Source organism: Lacinutrix himadriensis, assembly GCF_001418105.1.
Classification (GTDB): Bacteria; Bacteroidota; Bacteroidia; order Flavobacteriales; family Flavobacteriaceae; genus Oceanihabitans; species Oceanihabitans himadriense.
In genome coordinates this window covers 132,119-149,863 of sequence record NZ_LIQI01000006.1, presented here as the reverse complement: position 1 = coordinate 149,863, position 17,745 = coordinate 132,119, and the positions used below count along the sequence as shown (strand labels likewise).

Sequence of the window (17,745 nt, the reverse complement as noted above, 5' to 3'; positions counted from 1 at the left end):
CCATATCATTCATAACCATCTTAATTGCGGGCACTTTATAATGCTAGTGTTTGTGCATGTATTAAAACTAATCTTTTAATAGCTCAATAACCTCTTTTACACCAACCGTTGCAGGTTTTGCAACAACCGTTAAATTGTCTTTGCTAGACATTGCAGGCTTCGGGTCTATAAAATAAGTCGCTGTGTTTTCTGGTACATAATGCATCAAACTTGCAGCAGGATATACTTGCATGCTTGTTCCAATAATCATTAATATATCTGCAGTTTCACAAACTTCTACCGCTTTATCAATCATAGGTACCGCTTCTCCAAACCATACAATATGTGGTCGTATTTGGTGTCCTTTGGCATCTAGATTTCCAAGAAGTAAATCGGTTTTCCAATCAAATATTTTGGTTTCGTTATGTATGCTTCTTGCTTTTAATAATTCGCCGTGCAAATGTATAACGTTACTGCTTCCAGCACGTTCGTGTAAATCGTCTACATTTTGGGTGATTATGGTTACTTGGTAATCTTTTTCTAGCGTGGCTAAGTCGTAATGTGCTTGGTTAGGTTGTACCTCCAGAAGTTGTCTTCTTCGTTGGTTATAAAAATCTAAAACCAATGCTGGATTGTTTGCAAATCCTTTCGGAGAAGCTACTTCCATGACATCATGGCCTTCCCATAAACCATCTGCATCTCTAAAGGTTTTAATGCCACTTTCGGCACTTATTCCTGCTCCAGTTAATACCACAATATGTTTTATATCATTTTCCATTTTTTGAAAGCTTTAGAATCTACAAGGTCTTTGTACTCATTATCACCATTTTCATCTTCGCTCTCAAAAAAGTCTATGATATCGTTTTTGTCTTCATAGTTTTCAGATAGCCTGGTAAGTAAAGGAATACATTGGTCATATTCTTTTTCAAGTACTAAACAATATATTGCGCTAAGATATGGTGTACTATAATCTGGATAGTTTTCTGTTATATATAGAAAATGTTGATATGCTTGTTTTGTGTCTTCCTTTAGAAAATAAATATTACCTTTTAAAAAATTTAAAAAATCGTCTTCGGTAGTATATTCTAAAAGGTCTACCATTTCTATGGCTTTATTATATTTTTCTTTTAATAAGTAATAATCTATCTGGTTTAAATAAATAGTAGGATCTTCTTTATGTGTTTGGATTAACTCTTCTAAAGCTTCAAAATATAAATCGTCTGTAATTTTTGATGCAATATTAATTTTCATTATTTGAAAAAACTTTTCATCTTTTAAGGTACTTGTAACCTTATTTATTTCTTTTAATGCATCTATATAATTTTGATCACCAAATAATTCTATAGCTTTAAAATACGTTTGCATTTCTTTTATGCTATTAGATGTTATGAAGTTTTCGTTTTTGTCTTTTGGAAAAGTTAGTATATACATCCTTTTTAAGGTGCTTGATAAATGTTCTCCGGTTAAATAGATGTATATATCCGAAAACTTATATTCACCATTAACCACAGAAACTTTGTAGTCATGATAATTTACACCTTCTTCTTCAGAGTAAAACCGAAAAAGCATGTAATATGTTCTCTCAATGATATCATATTTATAGCTTATAAAATCATAAAAGGCCCCATTTGCAACAGAATTGGATAGTTTTTGAGGAAAGGAGGTATTGAATGAATCTTTAAACCCATCTTTAAAGCCTTTTTGGTATGCTTCGGTATTGTTCTCGTTATCTACGTTTGTAATAGATTTTAAAAATAATGGAAATGCCATTTTTGAAGCAAAATCTTCAGGAGTATTGTTTATAATGGTAGCTTCAATATATTGTGCTAATTCAATAGTTTTGTTAGCATTTTCTTCATTCTCAATTATTATAGTATCTTTTTTTATACTTTTGGTTTCTTGTGCATAATTCACATTAAAAAGCAACAAAAAAATTAGTGTAAATTGGAAATAGTATTTAATACTCATATTTTAATTTTGCGTTAAATATAATATTTAAATGACAGACATAAAACTCTTAGAGTACCTAGAAACGTATTTAACCGAAAATCGTAGAAACAAGTTTAATAAAGTGATTAAACAACGTACCAAGCATTTTACGGTAGCAACAGAAGATGTATATCAATTACATAATTCTAGTGCTGTAATGCGTAGTTGTGATGTTTTTGGCATACAAGAAGTAAATATTGTAGAAGAGATTAATAGTAAGACCATTGATAGAGAAATTGCAATGGGAGCACAGAAATGGGTGGATTTAAACCGATTTCATTCGGTAAAAGATTGTATTGCAGATTTAAAGCGGAAAGGATATCAAATTGTAGCAACAACTCCACACACTAATGATTGTGAGTTACAAGATTTTGATTTACTAAAAAGTCTTGTTTTTTCTTTGGAAGAGAAACAGAAGGGTTAAGCCAAGAAGTTCTTGATGCTGCCGATAGCTATTTAAAAATACCAATGGTAGGTTTTACCGAAAGTTTAAATATATCTGTAAGTGCAGCAATTATATTGCAAGAAGTAACCGCGAAATTAAGACGAAGTGATATTGCTTGGCAACTTAGCGAAGAAGAGCAAAATGAAAAACGATTGGATTGGGTGAAAAAAACCATTAAAAGCTACGATCAAATTATAGCGCGTTATTATGAGGATAAAAAATAGCGTCATTGCGAGGCATGAAGTAATCTGTTTGTGGATTATTTAGTAGTATAAAACAGCTTCGCATTTTAGTCAAACGCTCCGATTCCGTAAAAACGGAACCACCTCTCTTTAGCTAAAGAGAGGAGCAAGTGCTAACTGAAATTATATTAAACAAGAGGCTCTTCTCTTTTTTTAAAATAGGAGAATGAATTTTAATTTCTTTTTTTGAAATTGAAAGAAAGAGGAGTTAATGAAAATTAGGGTTGTAGATATAAAAACAGCTTCGCATTTTAGGTTAAACGCTCCGATTCCGTATAACGGAACCACGGCTCTTGATCAAAAGCAAGGAGCAGGTACTCATTTAATCTGTTATTAAAACAAAAAAAAAGCGTAACCAAATAAATGATTACGCTTTATATCTTGAATACTATTAATTTTTAAAACTTTCCAGATCTACTTCTGCTTAATACTTTGTATTCTTCATAACATCCGCTAATAGCGTCTAGTATTTGAAGATCGTTAGCAGAGTTAATAAACTCTTTAGAATAGTTACACTGACTTATAATTTCATCTAAATCTACTTTACTTACTTGTAATAAAACGGTAAGCATTTCTCTATCAAAACGAGTAGCAAGTAAACTTCTTATTTCGTCATCTTGCTTCATTTTTTTCAGCTTACGCATTTCATTAGGCTGTCTACCAAACATTCTAAATAGAAAATCGGCAGGATTAAAAATAGCGCCTAATACTTTGGTTACAGCACTTGGTGAACGGTTTCCAGCTTCATAGCCAGTACTAGGTAAACCAGAAATAGCATATCTGTAACTATTATTTTTTGGAGCATTTTTTATATCTACTTCCAAAAAACCTGTAAGTTTAAACTGTGTTACAACAACTTCTTCTAATGCTAAAGCTAATTCTGTTAAAGCAATATTAGAACTTCCATATTTTAACCAGTCATTAGTAACTCTAACCTTAATAGATTTAAAACCTAAATACGAAAAGTGTAAGGTGTCATTCGCTTTTGCTCTAAGTTCAAATGCTCCTTTTTCATTAGTTGTAGTACCAATTACTTGAGTAAGATTTACAATATTTACGCTTTCTAAAGTACTATCGTCAGCAGCATTGATTACCACACCAATTACTTTAGTTGGTGCATCTTGTGCTTGACTAAATGTAACGGTAAGTAATAAAATAAATAAGGTAAACCTGTTCTTCATAATGGTGTTTGTCGTTGTATAAAGGTACAAACATATTTATAAATATGGCAGTACCTTTACATTTTGACTTAATATTAACAAAAAGGTTTAACGTCTAGAGCGTGTTGGACGTGAATGAGAAGTTTTAAATTCGCTTTTATCTCTATCTCCACCATCACTTCTTTTAGAACGTGTTTTTGAGCTATCATCGCTTCCACGACGTCTGTCACTTCTGTTTTCTCCAGAACCTTCACTACGTCTTCCGCTAGAACGTCTTTCACCTCTTGGTTTATCCGATCCTCCACGTCTTCTGTCACCTCCGCCATCGCGTCTTCCGCCACTACGACTTCCGCCACGACCTCTTCCGCCTCCGCCTCCGCGATTTTCACTTACTTCTACATTTACAAAACGTCCTTCATGCTTGTAATCATTGAAAAAGGCAATTATTTTTTCTTGGTGTACTTTTTCTGTATTAAAGAATGAAAAACTCTCTTTTACATCTACTTTAAATACATCATCTCTACTAAGTTCTAATATTTCCTTTAAGAAATCTTTTAACTTCATCCAGTCAAAACCATCCTTTTCTCCTACATTAATAAAGTAACGAGAATCAGAGCTATTACCTCCAGAGCTTTCACGATCGCTTACTCTTGAAGCATCTACTTTCTGAATTCTAGATTTTTGGTAGTAGTTAAAGAAACGTGTAAACTCTACAGAAAAGAATTTCTTGATAAGTTCTTCTTTGGTAGTTTCTTCAAATAATCCGTTGATATCTTCTAAATACTTATCAATCTCATGATTGATTTCTGTATTGTGTATCTTGTTTGCTAAAGACATTAACTGTACTTCGCAAATCGCCATTCCGTCAGGAATTTCTTTTAACTCAAATTTTTGGTTAATAATACGCTCAATACTTTTTAATCTACGTACTTCACTTTTAGAAACAATAACCATAGAAATACCAGTTTTACCAGCACGTCCTGTACGTCCAGATCTATGTGTATAGGTTTCTATTTCATCACTTAATTGGTAGTTAATTACGTGTGTAATATCGTCTACATCAATACCACGAGCAGCAACATCTGTTGCAACAAGCATTTGTATTTGACGAGATCTAAATTGTTTCATCACAATATCACGTTGATTTTGAGATAAATCACCATGTAAAGCTCCAGCGTTATAGCCATCTTCAATTAAGTTTTCTGCAACTTTTTGCGTATCTCTTTTGGTACGACAAAATATTACTGAAAATATATCTGGATTCGCATCTGCCAAACGTTTTAAAGCTTGATATCTGTCACGCGCATTTACTAAATAGTATTCGTGAGAAACAGTATTGGTACTTTCATTTTTATGACCAACCGTAATTTCTTGCGGTGCGTTCATAAATTTTCTTGCAATACTAGCCACTTCTTTAGGCATGGTTGCAGAAAATAACCAGGTATTTTTATCTTCTGGAGTTCCAGAAAGAATATCTGTAATGTCCTCTTTAAAACCCATGTTTAACATCTCATCGGCTTCATCTAAAACCGAATATTGAATTTTAGTAATATCTACTAATCTTCTGTTAATCATATCTTTCATTCGGCCTGGTGTTGCAACAATAATTTGTGCACCACGTTTCACCTCACGCGCTTGATCTGTAATACTAGAACCACCATAAATAGCGACTACGTTTAAACCTTTTAAATGCTTTCCGTAGGCTTTCATTTCATTTGCAATTTGCAAACAAAGCTCACGAGTAGGAGATAAGATAAGACCTTGAGTAGTACGACTGTTTACATCGATTTTTTGCAACATAGGAAAACCAAATGCTGCTGTTTTTCCAGTTCCAGTTTGCGCTAAGGCAACTAAATCTGTTTCTTCGTTTAATAAAATTGGGATTGCTTTTTCTTGTACTTCTGATGGTTTTTCAAAACCTAAATCTGTAATACCTTGTAATAATAGATCGTTAAGACCTAATTCTTGGAATGTGCTCATTCTTCTTTGTTATGTATTTCAATGTCAATCTATTTTGGTGTTACAAATAGAAGTGCATTGAACATACTTAACCTAAAACTTCTAGTAACACATCCTCTCTCTGAGGAGTAATAAAACCGCAAGGGTTTTTCAAGGTGCAAAGGTACTCTTTTATTTAACACTAGCACTATGTATTGCATTTATTAATTTTGTGGGCGTTTTAACACGCTATTCGTTATATCTTTTTTTGCCATTTATGGCAGCAAAAAAAGGATGCCACTACTATCGTTAACGCTAGAAAGGATGGTGTGAAAAGGGGAGTGTTGGAGGTTTTGTTTTGTTTTGTTTTGTTTTTTCGAAATTAATGGAACGGTTTTGTATAAAAAGAGTTGCGTTTTGCGAGCGAGGATTTTTAATAGGAAGATTAGAAGTAGCAAAAGTGCACTGTTCATTGTTTAAACACTAATCTGCGCATAATTTTTATGCAATGTTGTGCCCTGTTATTTTAAAAGGTAAATTGTTTTATTTTTTTCTCCTCTTTTTTTAAATAAATTTAATTCAGTCCCTTTTTTTAAATCTCTACTTGCTGTTGCTGAAGAAATATTTTTAAAAATATCCATATAATCTTTTCTCGTAAATTCAGTTTTATCTAAAGAAACAAAATAGTCCAATCTATCTTTTTCATTTAATGTTCGATTATTGAAATTTAATAACTCACTTATTGAAATATCAATTACGTTTAACATATATTCAATAAATTTTGTTGATTTTCCTGAATTATCACTTTCTGCCAAAGCTTTGTAATATTCTTCTTGTCCTTTACTAATTAAAATTTCAAAAGGTAAAAACTCAAATATTGGATATTTTTCCATTAAAATTAGGGTTTGCCATAATCTTCCCATTCTACCATTTCCATCCAAAAATGGATGTATAAATTCCATTTCGTAATGAAAAACACAACTCTTAATTAATTCAATTTCGTCTGACTTTTGCAAGTATTCAAAAAGGTCTTTCATTAAATAAGAAACATTCCTAAAAGGAGGAGCTAAATGCGCAACTTTTGAACCTTTTACAATTCCAACACTTTGATTTCTGTATTTTCCAGAATTTTCAATTAGACCTTCCATTAAGTCTTTATGTGCTTTTAAAAAAGACTTCTCATTAGAAGGATTATATTGATCTAAATTTTCATAAATATTAATTGCATTTAAAACTTCTAAAACATCTTTTTTGGGACCAATAACTTTTTTGTTTTCTAAAAGTGCCGTTATTTGTTCTTCGGTAAGCGTATTTCCTTCTATTTTTAATGAAGAATGAATAGTTTTGATTCTATTCTGTTTTCTTAATTTTGGCGAAGGTTTGTTTAGTAAATTAGCATTTACTTCTCCTATTTTTTCCGAAATAGAAGTTATTAGTTTTAAAATTGAAGATGTTATTTCGTAAGGTGGCTTCATCTTTGATACTATCATTTGACGCTATCAAAGATACAATCATTTAGCTGGAATTATGTGATGAAACGGAATTTTTAATTGGGCATAGCGGTTAAAAAGATATGATATCGTTTTAATGATTTACAGCATCCGTTCAATAAATCTCGAAGTTAGTTGATTTTACTAAAAAGTCAAATGCAATTTATTTATAAACCTTACTAGCTTTTGGTTTCTTTATCAATTTTTGTTCTAGTATTAACCACACATAATTAAAAAACACAGACCATCCGCTTAAATTTGGATTGGGCGCTTTTCCTTGTCCCATTCGTTTTATCTGTGCTTCGTACCATATAATATTCATCATACCATCCAATTCTTTTACGCCTGTCTTTTTAATGTTAGATGTAAAATCTGTGCGCGTTTCGTTTAATATTTCATTTCCAATATTAGGGAATACGGCGAAAGGTCTAGCAAGTCCTATAATGTCTAATTGATTAGAAGCAACCGCATCTTGCATTACCGAAACCGTACGAAATCCTCCGGTTAGCATTAAAGGAGTAGTGGTTACTTTCCTCACTTTTTCAATATAATCGATAAAATAGGCTTCTCTTTGTATGGTGCTCGCTTTGCGTTTTCCCATCATAGCTGGCGCTTCATAGGTTCCTCCAGATATTTCTATTAAATCCATTCCTTCTTTAGAAAGAATTTTAACCACTTCCATAGATTCTTCTTCCGAAAAGCCACCTTTTTGAAAGTCGGTAGAGTTTAGTTTAATCCCAATAGGAAAATCATTTCCTACGCGTTCTCTAATTTTGCGATACACTTCCACAACAAATCGGGCTCTGTTTTCTAATGATCCTCCCCATTTATCGGTTCTAATGTTGGTGTAAGGTGATAAAAACTGACTCACTAAATAGCCATGTGCACCATGGATTTGCACGCCAGAAAAACCTGCTTCTTTTAATATAATAGAGGTTTCTGCAAAAGCTTCAATAATATCGAGAATCTCACTTTCGCTTAAAACTTCAGGTATTTTTTTGGTTGTATTTTTTCTGCCACCCGTTTTTAAAGCTACTGCAGAAGGCGCTTTTAAAGTACTGTTGATCTGTTCCATAGCTTGACGGCCAGGATGATTGATCTGCGCCCATAACTGTGTATTGGTACCTTTTACACTTGCGGCCCATTCTTTTAGGGCTTCCATGTTTTTTCTATCCTGAACGACTACATTTCTTGGTTCTCCAATGGCTTCGGAATCTATCATAATGTTTCCAGTAATCAATAATCCGGCACCGCTTTTAGCCCAAGCTTTATAAGCGTTTATCAACACTGGCGTTGGTTCATGACGTTTGTTCGATAAATTTTCACTCATTGCCGATTTAGCAATCCTATTACTTAAGATTACGCCATTTGGTAAAATCATTTCTTTCTGTAATACATGCATGAGATTGGAACTTAATAGTGGTTTTTAATAAGTTCGAAGTTAGTGGAATTTTATAAAAGAGTCAAACACAATTGGTATCGAAATCTAAAGGGTAATCACATTATTTTAAAAGAAATTATTTTGCTCTTTCTTTTATTTAAACCAATTCTATTGCCTGTTTTTCGTTCCTTCTTGTTTAAGTTTTTACCTTAGCTGCATAATTAATGATAAAAGAAGATAGACGATAGATGTTAGATTATATTATAATTGGTGGCGCACAAGCAGGATTATCGATGGCTTACCATTTAAAAATATTAGAAAAGGAGTTTGTAGTACTAGATGGCGAAAATGAAATTGGCGCTTCTTGGTTAAACCGATGGGATTCTTTAAAATTATTTACACCAACCGAATATAATCATTTGCCTGGTTTGAAATTTGATGCGCCAAAAGGACATTATCCGACTAAAGTAGAGGTAAGTGATTATTTTAAAACTTATGTAGAAACCTTCCAAATCCCAGTGCAGTTAAATACCTTAGTTACTTCCGTAAGGAAAACAGAGAAAGGTTTTTTTGTGACGTATAAAGATGGCGAATTGCAAGCCAAAAATGTCATTGTTGCCACAGGACCATTTCATATCCCATACACACCGCCTTGTAATACTAAAATAGCCAAAAGCGTTCTGCAGTTGCATAGTAATTACTATAAAGGAGTAGATCAATTGCAAGATGGAGATGCTTTGGTAGTTGGAGGAGGAGATTCTGGATATCAAATTTTAAATGAAATTTCTAAAGATACATCCAGAACCGTTTATTTTTCTGGAGATACTACCGTACGATCTTTACCACAGCAAATTTTGGGTAAAACCTTATGGTGGTGGTTTACGCTAGTTGGTTTTTTAAGTTTTACGAAATACAGTTGGATAGGAAAAAAAATCAGTAATTTTTCACAACCCGTTATTGGTACCGATGTGAAAGAAATTCTTTCTAGAGAAAATGTAATCATTAAAGGAAGAACTAAAGACGCATTACAAGAAGCAATTATTTTTGAAAAGTCGAAAGTTGCTACTATTAAAAATGTTATTTGGGCTACAGGTTATCGTCCGAATTTCACATGGATTGAAGGATTAGAACTGGATGAGAATAGCTATCCTAAAAATTATAGAGGCGTAAGTAATATTGACGGTTTGTATTTTATTGGCTTGCCTTGGATGTACACACGCGGATCTGCAACTTTAGGAGGTGTTTCTAAAGATGCTAGTTATTTGGCTGATATTATAAGTAAGCAGGATTAGCGGAAGCTTTGTAAAAAATCAACAAGCTGTTTAACGGCTTTTCCGCGATGACCAATTTTGTTTTTTTCGTCTAAAGAAATTTCAGCAAATGTTTTGGTGTAGCCTTCCGCTTTAAAAATAGGATCGTAACCAAAACCTTTTTCACCATGTTTTTCTGTGGTGATTTCTCCTTTGCAAATTCCGGTAAACGTTTCTAAGTTTCCATTTAAATGCAAAGCAACAACGGTTTTAAATTGTGCTTGTCTGCTGGCTTTATCTTTCAGGTTGGCTAAAAGTAAATTCATATTGTCTTCTGCATCTCTTTGTTCTCCGGCATAACGTGCAGAATAAACTCCGGGTTCGTTATTTAAAGCAATTACTTCTAATCCGGTATCATCTGCAAAACAATCATAACCATAATGCGCTTTAATGTACTCTGCTTTTTGAATGGCATTGCCTTCAATAGTATTTTGCGTTTCTGGAACGTCTTCAAAACAACCAATATCTTTTAAACTTAAAAGTTTGATGTGTTGCGGAATTAAAGATTGTACTTCTTTTAATTTATTTAAATTATTGGTGGCGAAAACAAGTTGCATAGTTTATGGTAATTAATGTATTTTAGCTTTTGTAAAAATATATTAATCAAATTAATCCTCCTTTGTTAGAACAGAATATTTTTAAAAAGACTTTAATCTCTAAGTTATTTTTCCTCTTTATCTTTTGCTTTTCTTTTTTTTCTGCGACTTCGCAAACACTGGAAGATGTCGATTCTTTGTTAGTAGATCGTAATTTAGAAAATTATTCGGTACGTATATTTTCCAATTTTAAAGTAAAGAAATTCACTATAAAAGATGGAGATTCGAAGTCTAAATTTGTTCCTAATAATAGATATGGTTTAGGTTTTGGAGTGGCTAGTGAAAAGTTTATCATCGATCTTGCTTTTAATATTAAAAACCCGAATAAAGCCGAAACAAAGCGATTTGATTTGCAAGCGACCACCATTTTAAAGCAGCAACATTACGTGAATTTATACATTCAAACGTATAAAGGATTTAATGTGAAAAATGACTTTGATGTGCCAACGGTTTTTAGAAGCGATATTCGTTCGGTAACCTTCGGAATTAATTATTTATATACTTTTGATGATGTCGCCTTTTCGTATTCGCAATTAAAAGCAGGCTTGCCGCAAAAGCGAAATAAAGATATTTATATCACTGGCGGACTTGGTGTTTTTGGTGTGTATGATTATTTTTCAGCAGATGCGACTGTTTTTTCAGAAGAGACCAGTGCCTATTATAATGAAGCTGCAAATATTAAAAGATATAATGGTCGCGCACTCGGACTTTTAGCAGGATTTGTATCATATTTTAAACTTCCTGAAAATATTACAGCTACTTTTAATTTTATGCCCGGAATTGCTTTAATTAATAAGACAATCACCTTGGAAGAAGATAGTTATAGACCATCAAATGTAATGCTTTATAAAATAGATTTTCATGTTGGTTTGGGCTATAGTTATAAACGTTACTATGCTAGTTTAACGTATGGAAATGGTTTTTATTCCACCAATTTTAATAACGATAATAAGTACTTCTTCAATCTCTCTAATGCCAAATTAGCAATAGGGTATAAGCTGAAAGCAAAGCGCAAATAGACACGATTATTTAAAGTATGATATTAGTCATTTTTAAATGTTATAATCTTACTTATTTTTGAATAGATTAATAATTAAAAGATAAGACTATGACTATAAATATTCAATATGTACATATGGCAACTAGCGAAGCTATGAATGATTATGTAACTGAAAAACTAAGTGTTTTAGCAAAAAAATATGAATGGATTATTAATGCAGAAGTGCATTTTGAAGTAGAGAATAATGCGAAGACAAATGGAAAAATTTGTAAGATCGAATTAAGTGCTCCTGGACCACGTATTTTTGCAATGTCGGATGAAAGTAATTATGAAGATGCTGTTAAAAACACGATTAAAGATTTAGAAAAGCAACTTAAAAAACGCAAAGAAACTTTTTCTACACACTAAAATATAAAGAGGGTTTATCTATGATGATAGGGTTCGTTCCTTAAAATAGTAAACCCTCTATATAATTGTTCTATCACAAACAGTCTCACCATTTGGTGGGAGAAAGTCATTTTAGAAAGCGAGAGTTTTCCTTGTGCTTTACTATATACATCTGGACTAAATCCGTAAGGTCCACCAATTACAAAAACCAATTGCTTGATACCAGAATTCATGTGTTTTTGTAAGTAGTTAGAAAAACCAACGGAATCTAATTGTTTGCCGTTTTCATCTAATAAAATCAATACATCGGTTGCATTTAATTTACCTAAAATAAGTTCTCCTTCTTTCTGTTTTTGCTGGTCTTCACTTAAGTTTTTTACCTTCTTTAAATCTGGAATAACCTCTAATTCAAACTTGATGTAGAAGCCAAGTCGTTTTGTGTAATCGTCTATTAAGCTTTGTAATTGCTTATTGTCTGTTTTGCCAATGGCAAGTAGTTTAATGTTCATATTTAGCAAAGATAAAGTTTTTTAGAATTTGGAATTTGAAAATTTGAATATTTCGATTTTCAATCGTTATTTTAGCACAAAGAATTATTTTATGATTAGCAAAGCTCAATTTGATACAGAAATAGATTTAATAATTACCAATGCCATTAGAGAAGATGTTGGAGATGGAGACCACAGTTCTCTTGCGTGTATTCCTGCAACCGCACAAGGAAAGGCAAAACTTCTAGTAAAAGACAATGGTATTATTGCAGGAGTAGCATTCGCAAAACAGGTTTTTGCGTATGTAGATAAAGACATGAAAGTGGAAACGCTTATTGAAGATGGTAGCAAGGTGAAATATGGCGATATTGTTTTTTATGTGGAAGGTGCTTCGCAATCTATACTAAAAGCAGAACGTTTGGTGTTAAATGCCATGCAACGTATGAGTGCCATTGCAACTAAAACCAGACAGTTTGTGGACTTATTAGAAGGTACAGGAACAAAAATTCTAGATACTAGAAAAACTACTCCTGGAATTCGTGCCTTAGAAAAATGGGCAGTTAAAATTGGAGGAGGAGAGAACCACAGATTTGCTTTATATGACATGATTATGCTTAAAGATAATCATATTGATTTTGCTGGCGGACTTACTAAAGCTATTGATAAAACAAAGAACTACTTAAAAGAAACCAATAGAGATTTAAAGATTATTGTAGAAGCTAGAGATTTAAATGAAATTGAAGAAATCTTGAAAAGTGATGGTGTATACCGAATTTTAATTGATAACTTTAACTACGAAGACACTAAAAAAGCAGTAAAACTGATTGGAAACAAATGCTTAACAGAAAGCTCTGGAGGTATCAACGAAAAAACAGTAAGAAAATATGCAGAATGTGGTGTAGATTATATTTCATCTGGTGCATTAACGCACTCGGTGTATAATATGGATTTAAGCTTGAAGGCTGTGAAATAGTTTTCCATCAAATCAAAGTCAAAGTCGCCGTTTTAGTAAGTAATTCCATAGCTCCATAAAAGGGCTAGTCTAAATTAATGACAAAAAAAACAGAAGATAAACTAGAAAAAATACCAGTAGTTAACCTATTGGTAAAGCTTTTAAAGCAAATAAAACTCCCAGGTTTTGAGGGGTTGTCTATTTACGATTTGTTAGAATTGTATGTTATTGGTATTGCTAGAGGTACTTTAACAACAAGAGCAAGTGCCATTGCATTTAGTTTTTTTATGGCTATTTTTCCGTTTTTGTTATTTGTACTTATTGTGATTCCGTATATACCAATAGATGATTTTAGAATTGAATTTCTGTCTTTTCTAAACTCTTTTTTACCTCCAAATACTTCCGAGTTTTTTGATGAAAATATTTACGGAAACATAAATACAGGTCGTGGAGGTTTACTTTCTTCGGTGTTTTTACTTTCCATATTTTTAATGGCAAATGGTGTAAATGCGCTCTTTTCTGGTTTTGAAAACTCCTATCATGTGCAGTTAACACGTAATGTTGTAAAACAATATTTGTTTGCTATGGGTGTCGCTTTAATTTTAGCAATTATGGTGATTCTAACGGTGGTCATATTTGGTTATGTAGAGATTTATTTGCTCCAACCTTTTTTTGATAAACTAAACGAGCAAGGACTCACGCAAGCAGATTCTAATGTCTTTTGGATTGTTGCGGCCAAATATTTATTCTTTTTAGTAATGACCTATTTAGCAACGGCAACCTTATATTATTTTGGAACCAGAGAAGGAAAAGATTCTAAGTTCTTTTCTGTAGGAGCATTATTAACTACGCTGTTGTTTGTTTTAACTTCCTATCTTTTTGGTGTTTATATCAATAATTTTGCACAATATAACGAGCTGTATGGCTCTATTGGTGCCATATTAATCTTAATGTTTTACTTGTGGCTAAATGCAAATATTTTACTTTTAGGTTACGAGCTTAATGCTTCTTTAAATGGTTTGCGAAAAATTAATAAAAATGAATAAATATATCTTATTAATAATATTCTTATGCATATCTATATCTGTTACTGCACAAGATATCTTCGGAAAATGGAAAACGATAGACGACGAAACGGGTGAAGAAAAATCTATTGTCGAAATTTATGAAAAGGACGGAAAAGTCTTCGGGAAAATAATTGAAATACTCAACCCGTTAAAAAAGGATGCACTTTGTACTGCTTGTGAAGGTGAAGATTATAACAAGCCTATTTTAGGATTTCAACTGATTAAAAATCTTACAAAAGACGGTGACTACTATAAAAACGGAAGTATTTTCGATCCGCAAAAAGGGAAAATGTATACATGCAGATTAGGTGTCGATGCTGATAATCCAGATGTTTTAGAAGTCCGAGGATATATTGCTTTTTTCTATGCAACACAATATTGGCAACGCGTAGATAATTAATTAAAAAGCTTTAAAAAGGCTTCCTTTCTTCTAGTAGAAACATCTATTGTTTCTTGGTTAGACATGGTGACATAGCCTCCTTTTCCTTTGGTGTATTTCTTAACGTGTGCAATATTGATTAAGTGTGAATTATGAATTCTGAAAAAGTTTGCATCCGTCAAAAGTGCTTCAAAGTGTTTAATGGGTTTCGATACTAATATGTTATCGGTTTTAGTCTGAATATACGTATAACTCGTATCTGCTTTACAGTGAATAATATTTTCAATTTCTAGAATTTCAAATCCGTTAGAAGTTGGTATTCGTATGGTTTTTTTCTTGTCTTCCTTTTGAAGGTTACTTAATAAAATTTTAATTTGTTCTGCATTATCAATAGGCTGTATTCGTTTTTTTAATCTTTTAATTGCTTGATAAAATCGTCTTTATCAATGGGTTTTAATAAATAATCCATGGCACTATATTTAAAGGCTTTTATAGCATAATCATTAAAAGCGGTGGTAAAAATCACATTAAAGTTATAGTCTCCTAAGTTTTCTAAATAATCAAAACCAGTTTTATTATGAATCTCAATATCTAAAAAAACGAGATCTGGTTGTAACGTTTTGGTTTTCGCTAAAGCATCATCCACCGTACTACAAGTTGCTACTATTTCTAGGTTAGAATCAAAAGATTCCGTTAGCTTTATAATACTATCAATACAATGTTGTTCGTCATCAACAATAAGTGTTTTAATCATTTTAAAAGGCGAGAGTTAGTGGTAGTTTTATTTCAATTTTGGTTCCGTTTGGTTTGTCAATAATTTGAAAATTACCATTGGTGTTCTTTATTTTATTGATGATTTCAATCCTACTTTTAGTGATGCTCATTCCTAAAGAATGTTTACTATTATTTGTCTTTGCAGATGCTTCTCGGCCAATACCATTATCTTCCACACTACAAATAATCATGCCTTCTTTTTGGATGTAATTAATGGCTATTTCTCCGTTTTTAGTACTGTTTCTTAATCCGTGAATAATACTATTCTCTACAAAAGGCTGTAGAATCATTGGCGGAATTAAAGTGTTTTCAGGATCTATATTTTCGTCTACATTTATAGTATAGGTAAAACTATTATTGGCACGTTTGTTTTCGATATCTAAATAGGTTTTTAGGATGCTAATGTCTTCGTTTAAAGTAATTTCTTTTTGTGTCGATTTCTCTAAAGTTTCGCGCATTAATTTAGAGAATTTGGTCAAATAGTTGGAAGCATTTTCCATATCATTTTTAGCAATATATGCATTGATGGAATTCAAAGAATTAAAAATGAAATGCGGATTCATTTGCGCTCGCAATGCTTTCAGTTCGGTATTAGAAACTTTTAAATTAAAGGCTGTTTCTTTAGTTGTAGCAATTGCTTCTTGTTTCTTTTTGTACAATATGAAACCAATTATTAACCCAATAGCCAAGCTACTACCAGCATAAATAGAAGTGTTTTTTATAAACTTATGTCTCGCTATTTCTGCTTCTTGAATTGCTTGTTTTTTATCGTGAACTGCGGTTAGTGCAGCTTCCTTTTTTTCGTACTCGTATTTGGCTTCTAATTTTGCTATTTCTTCTTTCTTTTCGGAAGACATAAAACGATCTTTTAACTTCTTTGCTTCCGTTTGGTTGTTGTATGCCGTTTTGTAGTTTTTTAGCTTCGCGTTTACTAATGCTAGGTTTTCTAAAACACTTGCTTGTCGTTCTATACTTTGTGTTTTTTTAGAATACATGAATGCACTTTCAAAATTACTTTTCGCTTTCAAAAAGGCGCCACTTTCTAAATACGCAGTGCCAATACTTTCATAAACAATTGCTAGGCTATTGGTGTTGTCAAGTTCTTGAAATAAGACTTTGGTTTGGTTTAAATAGGTTAATGCTTTTTCGTAACTTTTTAAAGTTATGTAAGCAATTCCCGTGTTTGTTAATGCACTTGCAATTCCGTATTTATTATTAATACTTTGCATGATGGCCAAAGATTCCTTGTAATACGCGATAGCTTTTTCAGGTTGTTTTAGGTCGTCATATAAATTACCAATATTCGTGAGTGCATTTGCGGTTCCTATTTTAGCATCTAACTTTTTATTAATTTCTAGGCTCTTATTATAATATTTTAGTGCTTCCTCATATTTTTGTAGTCTAGAATATAGCAATCCAATATTAGAAAGAATTCCTGCATGCCGATCTGTATTGGTAGTATTTGTTTGATCATGAATTTTGGAAGCTTTTAGATAGGTGTCAATAGCTTCGGGGTATTGCGATTGATACATTTGGTTAATGCCAATGCTATTAAGTACCACAGCCATTAAAAAACTGTCTTTTTCTTTTTCAAAAATGGCTAATGCTTTGTAATTAAGTTCGTTTGCTTTTTGGTAATTCGATTGTCCAAAATAGATAAGTCCTTTGTTGTATTTAATACGTGCAACTTGATTCCATGCTTTGCGTGTGTTTTGAATCTTTATAGCTTCGTTATACGCTACAATAGCTAAAGAGTCTTTAGATAACGCAATTAAATGAATTGCTTTGTTTTTGTAAGCAAGCGCTTCTTTGTCCTTTAAAGGAAGGCTTTTAGCAAGTGAAATAGCTTCGTTAGCAAACTGTAATCCTTTTTCTGGATTGGACGGATTATAAGCAGCAGCAAGCTGATTTAAGATTTCTAATTTCTCAATATTTGGCGCTTCGTTTTTTGTTAATTCTATTTCAAGCGAATCTATTTTTTGCTGTTGCGAAAAGCAAACCAAAGAATACAGCATAAAAAAGTAACAAATAATACATTTCATTTGTGGTAAAGAATTAACTAATAGCAAGTTAAAAGTACTTCTATTTTTTTTAAAGACCATATTATTTGTGCGAAAATGAAGTCAAAACGAGCAGTTATAAATTATAGGTAGTCATTTTAGTCAAAT

General features: G+C 32.2%; 17 protein-coding genes and 1 pseudogene. 7 read left to right on the top strand and 11 right to left on the bottom strand.

Annotated elements, in window-relative coordinates; genetic code table 11:
- Positions 1-67: 67 nt before the first annotated feature.
- Together AMD28_RS01095 and AMD28_RS01090 are read right to left on the bottom strand one after the other, a co-directional pair.
- Positions 68-745 (bottom strand): SIR2 family NAD-dependent protein deacylase, encoded by a 678-nt coding sequence (locus tag AMD28_RS01095; protein WP_055442505.1) that lies wholly within the window; start codon positions 743-745, stop codon positions 68-70.
- The gene (locus tag AMD28_RS01090; RefSeq protein ID WP_055442317.1) at positions 742-1,947 is read right to left on the bottom strand and encodes a tetratricopeptide repeat protein; all 1,206 of its coding nucleotides are present in this window, start codon (positions 1,945-1,947) and stop codon (positions 742-744) included. Before AMD28_RS01090 ends, AMD28_RS01095 begins: the two co-directional genes overlap by 4 nt.
- Positions 1,948-1,978: 31 nt before the next feature.
- Here AMD28_RS01090 and AMD28_RS01085 point away from each other — a divergent pair.
- Positions 1,979-2,637, top strand: a pseudogene (locus tag AMD28_RS01085) (TrmH family RNA methyltransferase).
- A gap of 416 nt (positions 2,638-3,053) precedes the next feature.
- On the opposite strand, the gene AMD28_RS01080 reads toward AMD28_RS01085, so the two are convergent.
- From AMD28_RS01080 to AMD28_RS01065, 4 genes are all read right to left on the bottom strand, one after another.
- A complete protein-coding gene (locus tag AMD28_RS01080) occupies positions 3,054-3,836 on the bottom strand; it encodes a carboxypeptidase-like regulatory domain-containing protein (protein WP_055442316.1) in 783 nt (260 codons plus the stop codon).
- Between the two features lie 87 nt (positions 3,837-3,923).
- Positions 3,924-5,795 carry a DEAD/DEAH box helicase gene (locus AMD28_RS01075; RefSeq protein ID WP_055442315.1) on the bottom strand — a complete coding sequence of 624 codons (1,872 nt, stop codon included), beginning with the start codon at positions 5,793-5,795 and terminating at the stop codon, positions 3,924-3,926.
- Between the two features lie 479 nt (positions 5,796-6,274).
- Positions 6,275-7,228 carry a Fic family protein gene (locus AMD28_RS01070; RefSeq protein WP_055442314.1) on the bottom strand — a complete coding sequence of 318 codons (954 nt, stop codon included), beginning with the start codon at positions 7,226-7,228 and terminating at the stop codon, positions 6,275-6,277.
- Between the two features lie 178 nt (positions 7,229-7,406).
- Positions 7,407-8,645, bottom strand: a complete 1,239-nt coding sequence (locus AMD28_RS01065) for an NADH:flavin oxidoreductase/NADH oxidase family protein (RefSeq protein WP_055442313.1) — start codon at positions 8,643-8,645, stop codon at positions 7,407-7,409.
- A gap of 227 nt (positions 8,646-8,872) precedes the next feature.
- Between AMD28_RS01065 and AMD28_RS01060 the strand changes: the two genes are divergently transcribed.
- Positions 8,873-9,916 (top strand): flavin-containing monooxygenase, encoded by a 1,044-nt coding sequence (locus AMD28_RS01060; RefSeq protein WP_055442312.1) that lies wholly within the window; start codon positions 8,873-8,875, stop codon positions 9,914-9,916.
- Here AMD28_RS01060 and AMD28_RS01055 read toward each other — a convergent pair.
- On the bottom strand, positions 9,913-10,491 hold the full coding sequence (locus AMD28_RS01055) for a non-canonical purine NTP diphosphatase (RefSeq protein WP_055442311.1): 579 nt from the start codon (positions 10,489-10,491) through the stop codon (positions 9,913-9,915). The two genes, AMD28_RS01060 and AMD28_RS01055, sit on opposite strands and share 4 nt — an antisense overlap.
- A 176-nt stretch (positions 10,492-10,667) precedes the next feature.
- Here AMD28_RS01055 and AMD28_RS01050 point away from each other — a divergent pair, with 176 nt between their 5' ends.
- Together AMD28_RS01050 and hpf are read left to right on the top strand one after the other, a co-directional pair.
- Positions 10,668-11,549: a DUF4421 family protein gene (locus AMD28_RS01050; RefSeq protein ID WP_241492410.1), complete on the top strand. Its 882-nt coding sequence runs from the start codon at positions 10,668-10,670 to the stop codon at positions 11,547-11,549.
- Positions 11,550-11,638: 89 nt separating this feature from the next.
- Positions 11,639-11,938, top strand: a complete 300-nt coding sequence (gene hpf / locus AMD28_RS01045) for a ribosome hibernation-promoting factor, HPF/YfiA family (RefSeq protein ID WP_055442310.1) — start codon at positions 11,639-11,641, stop codon at positions 11,936-11,938.
- A 14-nt stretch (positions 11,939-11,952) separates the two neighbouring features.
- Here hpf and rlmH read toward each other — a convergent pair whose 3' ends face one another.
- Positions 11,953-12,426 (bottom strand): 23S rRNA (pseudouridine(1915)-N(3))-methyltransferase RlmH, encoded by a 474-nt coding sequence (rlmH, locus tag AMD28_RS01040; RefSeq protein WP_055442309.1) that lies wholly within the window; start codon positions 12,424-12,426, stop codon positions 11,953-11,955.
- 91 nt (positions 12,427-12,517) lie between these two features.
- On the opposite strand from rlmH, the gene nadC reads away from it, so the two are divergent.
- The 3 genes from nadC (at position 12,518) to AMD28_RS01025 (ending at position 14,824) form a co-directional block, all read left to right on the top strand.
- Entirely contained in the window at positions 12,518-13,378 is an 861-nt protein-coding gene (gene nadC, locus AMD28_RS01035) for a carboxylating nicotinate-nucleotide diphosphorylase (protein ID WP_055442308.1), read from the top strand.
- Positions 13,379-13,455: 77 nt separating this feature from the next.
- Positions 13,456-14,403, top strand: a complete 948-nt coding sequence (locus AMD28_RS01030; protein WP_055442307.1) for a YihY/virulence factor BrkB family protein — start codon at positions 13,456-13,458, stop codon at positions 14,401-14,403.
- Entirely contained in the window at positions 14,396-14,824 is a 429-nt protein-coding gene (locus AMD28_RS01025; RefSeq protein ID WP_055442503.1) for a DUF2147 domain-containing protein, read from the top strand. The genes AMD28_RS01030 and AMD28_RS01025 overlap by 8 nt, the downstream gene beginning before the upstream one ends.
- On the opposite strand, the gene AMD28_RS18805 is transcribed toward AMD28_RS01025, so the two are convergent.
- The 3 genes from AMD28_RS18805 to AMD28_RS01015 form a co-directional block, all read right to left on the bottom strand.
- Positions 14,821-15,090: a LytR/AlgR family response regulator transcription factor gene (locus AMD28_RS18805; RefSeq protein ID WP_275077392.1), complete on the bottom strand. Its 270-nt coding sequence runs from the start codon at positions 15,088-15,090 to the stop codon at positions 14,821-14,823. The two genes, AMD28_RS01025 and AMD28_RS18805, sit on opposite strands and share 4 nt — an antisense overlap.
- A gap of 122 nt (positions 15,091-15,212) precedes the next feature.
- Positions 15,213-15,557 carry a LytR/AlgR family response regulator transcription factor gene (locus AMD28_RS01020; RefSeq protein ID WP_055442306.1) on the bottom strand — a complete coding sequence of 115 codons (345 nt, stop codon included), beginning with the start codon at positions 15,555-15,557 and terminating at the stop codon, positions 15,213-15,215.
- A gap of 1 nt (position 15,558) precedes the next feature.
- Positions 15,559-17,619 (bottom strand): tetratricopeptide repeat-containing sensor histidine kinase, encoded by a 2,061-nt coding sequence (locus tag AMD28_RS01015; protein ID WP_161804608.1) that lies wholly within the window; start codon positions 17,617-17,619, stop codon positions 15,559-15,561.
- Positions 17,620-17,745 lie beyond the last annotated feature (126 nt).